The 12,376-nt window shown below is 67.1% G+C and carries 11 protein-coding genes; 5 read left to right on the top strand and 6 right to left on the bottom strand.

What is annotated here, in order from left to right; all coding sequences use genetic code 11:
• Nucleotides 1–29: 29 nt before the first annotated feature.
• The gene (locus tag KHN93_RS03100; RefSeq protein WP_046345572.1) at nt 30–818 is read left to right on the top strand and encodes a siderophore-interacting protein; all 789 of its coding nucleotides are present in this window, start codon (nt 30–32) and stop codon (nt 816–818) included.
• Between the two features lie 211 nt (nt 819–1,029).
• Here the strand turns inward: KHN93_RS03100 and KHN93_RS03095 are convergent, their stop codons facing one another.
• Nucleotides 1,030–1,761 carry a YceI family protein gene (locus KHN93_RS03095; protein ID WP_102583300.1) on the bottom strand — a complete coding sequence of 244 codons (732 nt, stop codon included), beginning with the start codon at nt 1,759–1,761 and terminating at the stop codon, nt 1,030–1,032.
• Nucleotides 1,762–1,990: 229 nt separating this feature from the next.
• Nucleotides 1,991–2,581 carry a malonic semialdehyde reductase gene (locus tag KHN93_RS03090; RefSeq protein WP_039523198.1) on the bottom strand — a complete coding sequence of 197 codons (591 nt, stop codon included), beginning with the start codon at nt 2,579–2,581 and terminating at the stop codon, nt 1,991–1,993.
• A gap of 136 nt (nt 2,582–2,717) precedes the next feature.
• Between KHN93_RS03090 and KHN93_RS03085 the strand changes: the two genes are divergently transcribed.
• From KHN93_RS03085 to KHN93_RS03070, 4 genes are all read left to right on the top strand, one after another.
• Nucleotides 2,718–3,665 (top strand): mitochondrial fission ELM1 family protein, encoded by a 948-nt coding sequence (locus KHN93_RS03085; protein WP_039531169.1) that lies wholly within the window; start codon nt 2,718–2,720, stop codon nt 3,663–3,665.
• A gap of 50 nt (nt 3,666–3,715) precedes the next feature.
• Complete coding sequence (locus tag KHN93_RS03080) at nt 3,716–4,579, top strand: DUF2145 domain-containing protein (RefSeq protein WP_039531172.1); 864 nt, start codon at nt 3,716–3,718, stop codon at nt 4,577–4,579.
• On the top strand, nt 4,576–5,079 hold the full coding sequence (locus KHN93_RS03075; protein ID WP_211921952.1) for a hypothetical protein: 504 nt from the start codon (nt 4,576–4,578) through the stop codon (nt 5,077–5,079). The genes KHN93_RS03080 and KHN93_RS03075 overlap by 4 nt, the downstream gene beginning before the upstream one ends.
• Nucleotides 5,080–5,580: 501 nt before the next feature.
• The gene (locus KHN93_RS03070) at nt 5,581–6,138 is read left to right on the top strand and encodes a VUT family protein (protein ID WP_024937878.1); all 558 of its coding nucleotides are present in this window, start codon (nt 5,581–5,583) and stop codon (nt 6,136–6,138) included.
• Nucleotides 6,139–6,273: 135 nt separating this feature from the next.
• Here the strand turns inward: KHN93_RS03070 and glnE are convergent, their stop codons facing one another.
• The 4 genes from glnE to KHN93_RS03050 all read right to left on the bottom strand — a co-directional run bounded on the left by glnE (nt 6,274) and on the right by KHN93_RS03050 (nt 12,358).
• The gene (gene glnE / locus KHN93_RS03065; protein WP_211921950.1) at nt 6,274–9,105 is read right to left on the bottom strand and encodes a bifunctional [glutamate--ammonia ligase]-adenylyl-L-tyrosine phosphorylase/[glutamate--ammonia-ligase] adenylyltransferase; all 2,832 of its coding nucleotides are present in this window, start codon (nt 9,103–9,105) and stop codon (nt 6,274–6,276) included.
• Between the two features lie 996 nt (nt 9,106–10,101).
• Nucleotides 10,102–10,452: a DUF3325 domain-containing protein gene (locus KHN93_RS03060; protein WP_211921949.1), complete on the bottom strand. Its 351-nt coding sequence runs from the start codon at nt 10,450–10,452 to the stop codon at nt 10,102–10,104.
• Nucleotides 10,440–10,763 carry a hypothetical protein gene (locus KHN93_RS03055; protein ID WP_211921947.1) on the bottom strand — a complete coding sequence of 108 codons (324 nt, stop codon included), beginning with the start codon at nt 10,761–10,763 and terminating at the stop codon, nt 10,440–10,442. Before KHN93_RS03055 ends, KHN93_RS03060 begins: the two co-directional genes overlap by 13 nt.
• Complete coding sequence (locus tag KHN93_RS03050; RefSeq protein ID WP_244812193.1) at nt 10,760–12,358, bottom strand: PepSY-associated TM helix domain-containing protein; 1,599 nt, start codon at nt 12,356–12,358, stop codon at nt 10,760–10,762. Before KHN93_RS03050 ends, KHN93_RS03055 begins: the two co-directional genes overlap by 4 nt.
• Nucleotides 12,359–12,376 lie beyond the last annotated feature (18 nt).

Here is a 12,376-nt window from a genome sequence, read left to right as displayed (position 1 = left end):
CTGCGCGCCACATCCAGGAATCGCACTACATGGCCATCCACACCCACACCCAACTCCGCCGCGATCCGCGCCTGCGCTCCGTGCAGGTGGTGCGCTGCGAATCGCTGACGCCGCAGATGCGTCGCATCGTGTTTGGCGGCAGCGAGCTTGCCGGCTTTCAGAGCGAGGCACCGGACGATCACGTCAAGCTGTTCTTCCCCAATGCCGATGGCGCCTTCGTGCTGCCGACGATGACGCCGGACGGCCCGCGCTATGCCGAAGGCGCGCTGCCCTCGCCCGGCCGCGATTACACCCCGCGCGCATTCGATCCGCAAAGCGGCGAGCTGAGCATCGACTTCGTGCTGCACGGCGACGGCGTGGCCTCCAGCTGGGCGGCGCAGGCACAGCCCGGCGACACGCTGAAGATCGGCGGTCCGCGCGGCTCGTTCCTGGTTGCCGACGACTACGACCACTACGTGCTGATCGGCGATGAAACCGCGCTGCCTGCGATCGGCCGCTGGCTGGAAGCGATGCCCGCCGACATGCATGCAGAGGTCTTTATCGAAATTGCCGATGCGGCCGAGCGCCAGGAACTGCTCAGCGCCGCCGAGGTGGAGGTGTACTGGCTGGAACGCAACGGCTTCGATGCCGCCAGCAGCACGTTGCTGGAAGACAGCCTGCGCGATTACGAGCCGCACGACGGCGACACGTTCTACTGGATCGGTACCGAATCCATGCGCGCGCGTGCGATGCGCAAGTTTCTCGAAGAGCACATGGGCGTGGACAAGGACTCGGTACGCGCGAAGGGCTACTGGAAGGCGAACCCTGCTGCGGAGTGAGGCGTTGGCGTGCGCATCGTGGCGGGGCGGAGGGTGGAGCTCTCGCGGCCTGGGCCGCTCCTACAAAAGCCGGGGGGTTGTGGGTGCAGGTGCGCTTGTTTGGGCCTGCGGCTGTGGTCAAGCGCTCAAGCAAAAGCCCGCCGATCGGCGGGCTTTTGCGTTCCGCACATCGGTGCGATCGCTCGCACCGATGCATCGACTGCGCTGCGACTTACTTGGCAGCAGCAGCGTCACCGGCCTTGGCCTGCAGGGCTTCGGTGGTGATGCGGATCTTCACTTCGTCGCTGACGTTCGGGGCGTACTGGCCCACGCCGAAGTCGGTGCGCTTGATGGTGGTGGTGGCGTCGAAACCGGCTGCCGGCACCTTCTTCATCGGGTGCTCGCCGGCACCGTTGAGGGTGACGTCCAGCACGACCGGCTTGGTCTGATCCTTGATGGTCAGATCGCCGGTGACGGTCAGCTTGTTGGGGCCGGCCGCTTCGACCTTGGTGCTCTTGAAGGTGGCGGTCGGGAACTTGGCCGCGTCGAAGAAGTCACCGCTCTTCAGGTGCTCGTCGAACTTGGCGGTGAAGCTGTTCAGGCCCGACAGCGGCAGGGTGACCTGCACGGTGGACTTGGTCACGTCGGCCGCGTCGTACACCAGGGTGCCGTCGACATTGCCGAAATGCGCGCTCGGGTTGGAGAAGCCGAAGTGGCTCCACTGCGCGATCACGTCGGTGTGGCTCGGATCCAGCGTGTAGGTGCCGGAGGCCACTTCCACGGCCGGGGCGGTCGAGGCGGCCGGCGCAGCAGCCGGGGCCGGGGTGGTGGCAGCGGCATCGGCCGGTGTGGTGGCGGCCGGGGTTTCGGCAGCAGGTGCGGCGGCGTTGTCGGCCGGCTTGGAGCAGGCGGCGATGGCCAGGGTCAGGGCGAGCGGCAGCAACAGTTTGTGGGTGGTCTTCATTGAAACTCCTTGAGATGAGGGACCGCATTGGATCAACGCGGATGGAACAGACGCAGACGGACGAGGACTGCAGGAAAATCGAAACGGGCGCCCGGGGCGGGTTGCACAAGGCGCGGTCGTCAGGTGGTGCGGGTGGCGCGCCCCGAAGCCGGAGTGTACGTGGCTCCTGCCTGCCGGAGCGCCGGCTGCGCCCGCCCGACGGTGCGCGCAGCCGCGGCGCCAGCCGCTGTTACTCGATGCGTGCGGCTTCGTCGAAGCTCAGCCGCGGCAGCCGCGGGAACAGCCCGGCCGGATCGCCGTAGCCCAGATTGACCAGGAAGTTGGACTTGATCGGCGTGCCGGCGAAGAACGCCGCATCCACCTTGTCATTGTCGAAGCCGGACATCGGGCCGGCATCCAGACCCAGCGCACGTGCGGCCAGGATCAGGTAGGCGCCCTGCAGCGAGCTGTTACGGAACGCGCCGGACACGCGCATCTCGCGCGAGCCTTCGAACCAGCTCTTGGCGTCGGCATGCGGGAACAAATACGGCAGCTTTTCGTGGAACTCCTCGTCGGAGCCGATGATCACCGTCACCGGCGCGGCCAGGGTCTTGGTGGCATTGGCCTCGGACAGTGCCGGCTTGAGCTTCTGCTTGCCCTCCGGCGTGGTCACGAACACGAAACGCGCCGGCGACCCGTTGGCGGCGGTCGGGCCCCACTTCAGCAGATCGTAGAGCTCGCGCAGCTGCGCCTCGCTGACCGGCTTGTCGAGAAAGGCGTTTTGCGTGCGGGCGGTGCGAAACAGCTGATCCAGCGCGGCAGCGTCGAGCAAGTCGGACATGGAGACTCCGGGAAGCAAGGGAATGGGCGACAGTAGGGTGCAGCACCGGCGCCAGCGTGAAGACCCGCAGTGTAGAGTGACGCGATTGCGGCAACACACGCTCAATCTGAAACAAATCTATGTCGGATCTGAAACGATGGCGCTGACCTGGGCGGTCAGCGACGGCCGCGCCGGCAATGCACGCCAGGCCGAGGCCTTGGCGCAGGCGCTGCACTCCGCACCGGTCACGGCGCTGCATCTGCAGGCCCGCGCGCCATGGCGTTGGGCCGCACCGCGCCTGTTGCCGGGCGCGCAGGCGGCGTTTGGATCCGGCTTTGCCCGGCAATTGCAGCAGCCGCCGGCGCTGGCGATCGGCTGCGGGCGCCAGGCCGCGCTGGCCACCCGGCTGCTGCGCACGCGCGGCAGCCGGGTGGTGCAGCTGCTGGATCCGCGCCTGGACCCGCGCCACTGGGATCTGCTGGTCGTGCCCGAGCACGATGCGCTGCGTGGCGCCAACGTGCTCACCCTGCTCGGCAGCCTGCACCCGGTGGACGATGCCTGGCTGGCCGCCGGGCGCGCCGCCTTCGCTGCGCTCGGCGTGCAGCCCGGCCCGCGCCTGGCGCTGTTGATCGGCGGCCCCACCACGCAGCTGCCCTGGACCACCGAAGCGCTTGCGGCACTGTGCACGCACCTGCGCGCGCAGGTGCTCGCCGCCGGCGGCAGCCTGCTGGTCACCACCTCACGACGCACCCCGCCCGAGGCGATCGCAACGCTGCGCAAGGTGCATGCAGGCCTGCCAGGCCTGCTGTGGTGCGACGAGCGTGACGGGCCCAACCCGTACGCCGGCCTGCTGGGCTGGGCCGATGCGATCGTGGCCAGTGCCGACTCGGTCAACCTGCTCTCCGAAGCCTGCGCCACGCGGGTACCGGTGGCAGCGGCGTTTGCCGGACAGGCACAAGGCCGGGTGGCGACATATGTGCGGGCACTGCAGGCGCGTGACCGTCTGTGCGATGCCGGCGATGTTTTCGCAACGCCGCCGCAGCTGCATCCATTGCGCGAAACCCAGCGCATCGCCGCACTGGTGCGTGCGCGCCTGCACGTATGATGGTGCCGCCGCCGATGCCACCGGGCAGACACAAAGACGCTGCACTCCCCATGCAACTTGCACACAAACCGCGCGGTTGGCCTGCAACGGCGCTGTTGCTCGTCTCCTTGACGTGCGCACTCCCCGCCATCGCGGCGCCGGTGTGCACCCCGCACTATCCGACCCCCGCCACGCTGGCGGCGATGTTCGACATGGCCAGGTCCACCCAGCAGGCGCTGGACGCAGTGGACGGTGCGCAGGTCGTGCTGCTGGCACGCGGCGGTCAGGATCTGAGCCGCTATGGCTTGAAACACAGCCATCTGGCCTTCGCGCTGCGCGAGGACGACGGCACCTGGCGGGTGAAGCACCTGCTCAATCACTGCAAGTCGGACAACTCCGCGCTGTATCACGAAGGTCTGAGCAACTTCATCGGCGAAAGTGCCCTCACTGCCGATCTGCGCGTCGGCGTGCCGGCACCGGCGCTGCAGCAGCAACTGCGCACGTTGCTGCAGGATCCGGCCACGCTGGCACATGCGCTGCACGAGGCGCGCTACAGCATGATCGCCTACCCGTTCTCCACCGATTATCAGAATTCCAACCAGTGGGTGCTCGAAGTACTGGCGGCGGCATTGGCGGCGACCAATGCAGCAGATGCGACAGCTGCACCGGTGAGCGATCGACGCAGCGCGCAAGCCTGGCTCAAGCGCAATGGCTACCAACCTACCCGCCTGCATCTGGATCTGAGCAAGCGCATTGGCGCCCGTTTCTTCGTCGCCAATGCCGCAGTGACCGACCATCCCGCCAGCGAGCGCATCTCCGGCAACTATTCGGTGATCACGGTCGAGTCGGTGTTCGATTTCCTGCAGCAGCAACAGATGCTGCAGCAGGACCAGTCCATTCCCCACAGCGTTGCCACGCACGGAGCATCTCCATGAATATCCCTCTTCGATCTGCCGGCCTTGGGCTGCTGCTGGCCATCTCGTTCGGCCAGCCGATGCAGGCCCATGCGGGCCTGACCACGATCACCCGTGGCGATGCCTCGGCGATGTCGGCGATCCTGGTGATCTCCGCGCCGTACTTCGTGTCGTTGGCGCTGGGCCATAGTGCCATCGCAGGCTCGGAAGCACTCAGCGACGCATCGCACAAGGCCTCGGCCGGGCCATTGCCGCCGATGCGGGTGAAGTCGGTGGAAAAAAAGACTGACGGCGGCTGCCAGGTGCAGTTGCAGGATCCGGCAAACGCCGAGAACACCGCGCTGCTGCGCTGGCCGGCTCGCCAGGGCGACCCGACTGCGGGCTTTCGCGTTGGCGAGACGGTGACCTTCCAGCCGAGCCCGGCTGGTGCAGGCTGGACGGTGCAATCGCCACAAGGGCAGGCGCTGGCATTCGTGCCGACCGCGGAATCTGCCGCGCAGAACAGCAGCACCACCTGGTGATGCAGGGAAGCGGCTTGCAGACGCTGTCGGCCAGGATGGCGCGTCACTGACGCACCGTTTGCGGACATGATGCTGCGTGCCGTGCGCGCAGGGGCATCTTCCACTGTCTGCCGAACTGCCTGCGTGATGGTTTGTTGATCACCGACGCGTACGGCCACGTGCTGTTGCGGAGCCTTGGCGCGCCGATGCGTGGCACGCATGTACGCACGCAGGTAATTGCCAGCGCGCTGATCGCGCCGTAATCGGTAACGCTATAGGCGCAGATTGACCTGGTGACCCGCCGGTATGCGCTCGAACGGCAGCGCGGCGCTCACGCATCACGCGGTTGCGCGAGCACGAGTGATCCGCAGCGCGTCACTCAACAATGCTGGCGGCCATACGTTGACCAGCACGCTGGTTGCACCAACGGCACGCCGTCGTGTCGTGCATGCGCATTAGCGCACTGGCCCGCATACGCCAACGCGCGGATAATCCGCGCTGTTCTGTCACTACCGCACCGTCATGTCCAGCACCGCGCCGACGCCGTTCGCCCCACTCACCGCGCGCGCATTGGCGTGGGCGGTCCTGGCCATGGGCGCGGTGGTGCTGTTGTCCAACATCCTGGTGCAGTACCCGATCAACGATTGGCTGACCTGGGGCGCGTTCTCGTATCCGCTGGCGTTTCTGGTGAGTAACCTGATCAATCGCCGCTTCGGCCCGCGCGCGGCGCGCAAGGTCGCCTGGTGCGGGTTTGCGCTAGCGGTGGTGTTGTCGCTCTGGCTGGCCACCCCGCGCATCGCGGCGGCCTCGTGCACCGCCTTCATCGCTGCACAGCTGCTGGATATCAGCGTGTTCGACCGGCTGCGCAGTGGCAATTGGTGGCGTGCACCGATCGTGGCCACCACCTGCAGCGCCACGCTGGATACGACGATCTTCTGGAGCATCGCCTTTGCTGGCGCTGGACTGCCATGGATCAGCTGGGCGGCCGGCGACCTGGCGGTGAAGCTGGGCATGGGCGTGTTCCTGCTCGGCCCGTTCCGCGCACTGCTGTGGCGCAGTGCGCCGCGACCGCAGGGCTGACCGGCTCGCCTACGCACCGGCAATCAGGCCAACACCAGGCGCGGTGCAGGGACGCCATTCCAACGCACCCGCGCTTCTGCCGACCCGGCCTGTGCGCTGCACGCGTCTCACCTTGCAACGCCAGCTACCGGTCACTCAAGGCGGTAGCGTTGCCACGTCCTTGCCGAGCGGAAACTCCAGCCCTTGCGCGTGCGCGGTAGTGAAGATGCTGTGCCGTGCCTGCTCGATGGCAGGCGTTGGCGGGATCAGCCGCGGCCGGCGATCCAGAGTGCAACTCAGGCCCGCTTCCACCAAAGTGGCATGCGCCTGGTGCAGCGGTGCGGCACGCTCGGCCGGCAGCCATTGCACCTGCACTAATGCATCGATCAAGGCGGGCGTGGCGCAGGCCAGCAGCAACTCAGGGTGCTGTGCAGCCTGGCCGAGCACGCCGGCCTGCAGGACGAATTCCAGATCGACCAGGCCGCCGGCGCCCTGCTTGAGATCCAGCCGCCCCGCATCGCTGCGATCCAGTTCGCTGCGCATGCGCGCGCGCATCTTGCGCACGTCCTCGTGCAGCACGGCGGTATCGCGTACGCGTGTCAGCGTGTCGGCACGCACCTGCGCGAAGGCCGCGCACAGCGCCGCATCGCCGGCCACCGCACGCGCACGCACCAGCGCCTGATGCTCCCAGGTCCAGGCGCGCTCGCGCTGGTAGTCGCGGTAACTGGCCAGCGATGACACCAACGCGCCCTTGCCGCCATCCGGGCGCAGCCGCACGTCGATCTCGTAGAGACGGCCGGCGCCGGTTTCCGCGGCCAGCAAGGTCATCACCTTCTGCGCCAGCCGCGCAAACCAGCGCCCGGCTTCCAGCGCTCGCTTGCCATCGGAGGCTTCCACCTCGCGTGGATGGTCGTAGAGAAACACCAGATCCAGGTCCGAGCCGAAGCCCAGCTCCAGGCCGCCCAGGCTGCCGTAGCCGATGATGGCAAACGCCCCGCCCGGCACCTGCCCGTGCGCGGCGATCAGTTCGCGGCGCGCCAGCTGCAGCACCGTCTGCACCACCGCTTCGGCCAGCCAGGCCAGTTGCTGGGTGCTGTCCACCGCCTGCTGGCGGCCATCGAGCGTGGCCAGCGCAATGCGGAAGCTCAAGGCGAGCCGGCGCTCGTTGAGTTCGCGCAGCGCCGCTTCGGTGTCCTCGATCTGCAAGGTGTCCAGGCATGCAGCGTGCAACGCGTCGCGGTCGGGCAACGGACCGCTGATGCGGGTGTCGAGCAATTCGTCCAGCAACAGCGGATGCGCAGCCAGGCGTTCGGCCAGCAAGGCACTTCGCGAGAGCACATCGACCAGGCGTGCGAGCGCGCTGGGTTGTTCGTCCAGCAAGGCCAGGTAACTGGTGCGGCGCAAGGTGGATTGCAGCAGGCCGAGCATGCGGCGCACGGCGGCGTCCGGCTGGCTGGCGCGGGTGGCCGCATGCAGCAGCGCCGGCATGACGCGGTCCAGCCGCGCGCTTGCGGTATCGGAGAGCGCACGCACGCCGGAGGACTGCGCAAAATCGGCCAGCACCTGATGCGCGCCGGCTGGATCGTGCAATCCGATGCCGGCCAGCGGCGCGGCATCGCCTTCCGGCAAGGCGCGCCAGTAGTCGGCAAGCGCGTCGGGGGCGGTGGCGCGCACGCGCGGTGCCAGCAGCTCGGCGAATTCGGCGGCAACGCGCGCGCGTTGCGGGGCGAGTGCCTGCAGCAGTGCCGGCCAATCCGCATAACCCAGGCCCAGCGCGATGCGCTCGCGATCCAGCGGCGCCTGCGGCAAGGCATGGGTCTGTGCATCGCGCAACATCTGCAGACGATTTTCGAGCCGGCGCAAGAAGCGATACGCCTCGGTCAATGCATGCCCGTTGTCCGCATCGATCTGGCCTGCCTCCACCAGCGCCTGCAGGGCAGGCAGCAGGCGACGCTCGCGCAGGCTCGGCTCGCGCCCACCGCGAATCAGCTGCAGCGATTGCGCCAGGAACTCGATCTCGCGAATGCCGCCCGGCCCGCGCTTGATGTCGTCCAGACGATCGTGGCGGGCGACTTCGGCAGTGATCGCCGCCTTCATCTCGCGCAGGCCGTCCAGTGCGGTGAAGTCCAGATAGCGCCGGTAGACGAAGGGGCGCAGCGTCTTGAGCCAGGCTTCGCCGGCATCGATATCGCCGGCCACCGCGCGCGCCTTGAGCCAGGCATAGCGCTCCCAGTCGCGTCCTTCGCGCTGGAAGTACTGGTCCATGCCGGTGAACGACAAGGCCACCCGCCCGGCCGTGCCGAACGGGCGCAGACGCAGATCCACGCGATGGCTGAATCCATCGGCCGTGGTCTCGTCGAGCAGCTTGGCCAGCTGCTGGCCAAGCCGCGCAAAATATTCCTCCGCTGCCAACGGGCGGGCACCATCGGACTGGCCGCCCTGCGGATACGCATAGACCAGATCCACATCCGAGGAAAAATTCAGCTCGCCACCACCGAGCTTGCCCAGCCCGAACACCACCAGCCGCTGCACGCTGCCGTCTTCGGCAATCACCTGGCCGTGGCGGTTGCGGAATTGCTGCTCCAACGCCTGCAGCCCACATTGCAGGCAGGTTTCGGCCAGGCGGGTGGCACCGGCCAGGGTGGCATCGACGCTGGCCAGATCGAGCACATCGCGCCAGACCAGGCGCGTGGATTCGGCACTGCGGTAGCGTCGCAACTGCGCCGGCCAGGCCTGGGGCTGCGCGGGGTCGAGCACCGGCAGTGGCAACGGCGGTGGATCCGGCTGCGCCAGGTGCTGCAGCAATGCCGGCTGACGCGCCAAGGTATCGAGCGCAAACTCGCTGGCAAGCGCAACCTGTTCGAGCTGCCGAGCGAAGTCATCGCCCGGCCAGGGCTGGTCGGCCGGCACGGCATGACGGACACGCGCCACGGCCCGCTCGATCAGGGCGGTGAGCGCAGGAGACACGGATGAGGTAGGCAGCGACATGCGCCGATTCTGGCATCCCTGCGCGATGGCGGCACGTGCATGCGGGCGATGCAGCAGTGTCTAGAGGCAGCAATACGACTACTGGGTTCATCACCGCGCTGCGTGTGGTCCCATCAACATGCGGTCATGTGGGCGGGCGTGATGTCCGTACTGGTTGCGGGCTCCTTGGCGGCTTGTTCGACGTCTCGTTTTTTTTTGGGCGTTGTGTCTGAAGGGGACTCAGCAGTGTGGATAGATCAGTTGCGGAGCGGTTGATCTGTGACTTGCTGCAGGGCCCTTGCCCGCCCACCATCGCGGGACACGCCGCAAGTACGTCCGTGTAGGCTCTTACGCGGCATCCATGCCGCGTAAGGTCCCGCGACGGTGGGCGGGCAAGGACCTGTCGAGAGGGTCGGTGTGCATGGTTGCAAGCGGTGCATGCGGTTCACGACGTGCGCTGGTTGGATCACTCGGCATTCGCCCAACTTTCATCATTTCTCCATCGCAAGCCGAGCGGCAGGCAAGCCTCCAACACGCAACCTGAAAATGCCACGTCTGCGACGCAGTCCGAGTCACACGCTTTCAGGAAAGCAGCCGACCAACTGTCTGGTGCGGTGGCCTCGCCGGTTGCGGGACCGTGTGGCGGCATGGATGCCGCCACCGAGCCCCCAGGGACGGGTTCACGGCGTGTCCCGCAAGCGGTGAGGCCACCGTGCACTCGACTCACCGAGTTTTTGATTCAAGCATCCGATCGCGGCTGAACAAGCCCACCTTTCTCGGTCTCGACTGCCTTGTGCCTTGTGTACTGGGGCTTGGGAAGTGCAGATGGATCAGTTGTAGAGCGGCGGCTCTGCAGCCTGGCTGCAGAGCCCTTGCCCGCCCACCATCGCGGGACACGCCGCAAGTACCTCCGTGTAGGCTCTTACGCGGCATCCATGCCGCGTAAGGTCCCGCGACGGTGGGCGGGCAAGGACCAGTCAAGCTAGTCGGTGTGTGTGGCCTTCAAACAACAGCAAACTACAGCACGCGCCAGCCCACCACCCCGCATGCGACGCAGCCCAGCAGCACTGCCAGCCACGCACTCCAGCGCGGCGCGTACGCCAGGCCCAGCGCTACCCACAGCGCGGCCACGCTGACAAACCCCAGCCACAACAAGGTGCCCACCGTTCCGCCCCAAGCGATCACGCACAGCATCAGCGCGGCGATCAACAGAAAGACAGCCATCGCACGCAGCAACCATCGCTGCATGATCGGCGCAGTGCGGCGGCCGGTGAGCTGCTCGTAGTGGCGATGCATCGCCACGGCCAGGGCCATCATCGCGGCATGGCAGAGCGCGGTGTCCAGCAGCGCGGTGATCAGGCCATCCATGGCGGATGTCCCAGCAACCAGCTCGCGCCGCCCAGCGCAGCGATACCCACGCCCAGCCAGCCCCACATGCGCAATGCACTGCGCGCACGAAACATCCACAGCACGACGACGGTGTAGATGGCGAAACTCAGCAAGGTCGTGCTCAGCACCGAAACCGCAGGCGACACGCCGGCAAACCGCGACAGCAGCTGCGCCAGCACGCTGCAACCGGTGGAGGTCAGCGTATAGCCGCCGACGCTGGCAGCGAGCACGCGACCGGCAACCGACCAGCGGTAGCGCGTCACCGACGCGGTGCTAGAAGCAGGCTTCACAACACATCCATCGCGGCAGCGGCACCACGCCTGGCGCGTGTCGGCACCGGTCGCACGGCGCTGCGGTGCGCCCGATATGCCGCGTAAGCAAATGCAACGCCGAAGACGAGCGAGACCAGCTCGACCCCGGCGCGCTGCAGGTCGCCCGCAGCCAGGTACACGCCCAGATGCTGCCCGGTGGTGACCGCATTGAGCAGGGGCAAGCCGACACACAGCAGCGCCGTCATCGCCAGTTGCTCCACCCATGCACGCGCGGGCGGGCGCAGCAGTGCATGCAGTAGCGTGGCTGCCCATACCCACAGGAATGCGTGGATTTCGATCTGGCTGCGCCCGGCCTGCGCGATCGGCACCAGGCGGTTGGCATAAAAATACGCAATGCTCGCCAAGGCGGTTCCCGCAAGCGCGGCGACATTGAGCGCTTCCACCACCCGATAGATGCCGGCGGTGGCCGCGCCGAACTCCTGCTCGCTACGCCGACGCCGCTTGATCGAAAACAGCAAGGTGCCGGTGGCCATCATCAAGGTGCCGGCCAGGCCGCAGATGAAATACAGCCATTTGCTGGTCCAGCCGCCGAACCCGGCCACGTGCAGGGTCTTGATGACTTCTTCCACATCCTGCGCGTGCAGGTCCGTGCGTGCGGCATCCGCATGCCGCTCCAGCAGCGCGCCGCTGTTCGCGTCGAACACCACGCTGTTGGCCGGATTGAGCAGGCGCCGCGAGCTACCGGTCGCGGCCACGCGCGCGATCACGCGCAGCTTGCTGCCGGGTTGATCGGGCCGCTCGATCACCAGCGTTTGCGCAGGCGTAGCGTTGAGCGAGTCTGCTCGCTGCACCAGCTCCGGCAGATAGGCGGGCACGTTGTTGACTGCTGCTTTGTCTGCGCTGGCCGCAGGCATTGCCGGCGACAGAGCATCGGCGTAACGCGTGTAGGCGTCTTCGTCGCTGCCGTACAGCGCGTGCAACGGCGCGGGCATGTAGCTGGTGTAGAAATACGCCAGGCCGGTGTAGACGATCATCAGCAGGAAGGGCAGCGTCAGCACCGCCGTGGCGTTGTGCGCGTCCAGCCACGAGCGCTGGCCCTTGCCCGGGCGGAAGGTGAAGAAATCCAGAAAGATCCGCTTGTGCACGATCACCCCGGATACCAGCGCGATCAGCCCGCACAGCGACATCCAGCCCACCAGCCAATAGCCGGGAATGCCGCCATGCAAGGTGTAGTGGAAGCTCATGAAATGCCGGCCGCCTTCGGTCTGCCGGCCCCACGGAGACGGCAGCAGCTCGCCACTCCCGGGGTCCAGCGCTGCCTGATCCTGGCCCTCCGGTGTCCGCCAGAACAGCGTGAGCGCCTCACCCGGATGCGCGGGCAAGGTGATCCGCCACAGGCGTGCCTGTGGCGCAAGCTGATGCAGCTGCGCCAGTGCACGCGGTACCAGCGCTGCTTCCGACAGGACCGTCTGCGTGCTCGCACTCGGCAAGGCCGGTGTGCCCTGCATCCAGTTGGTGATCGGATCGCGAAACACACTGAGCGTGCCGGTCAGGAAGATCGCGCACAGCAACCAGCCACAGCTCAGGCCGCACCAGGTGTGCAGCCAGGCCATGCTTTGGCGAAAGCCTTC

Source organism: Xanthomonas arboricola pv. juglandis, from assembly GCF_905367715.1.
Classification (GTDB): domain Bacteria; phylum Pseudomonadota; class Gammaproteobacteria; order Xanthomonadales; family Xanthomonadaceae; genus Xanthomonas; species Xanthomonas arboricola.
Note: the sequence above shows the minus strand (reverse complement) of the source record. Positions and strands in the feature narration are given on the sequence as shown.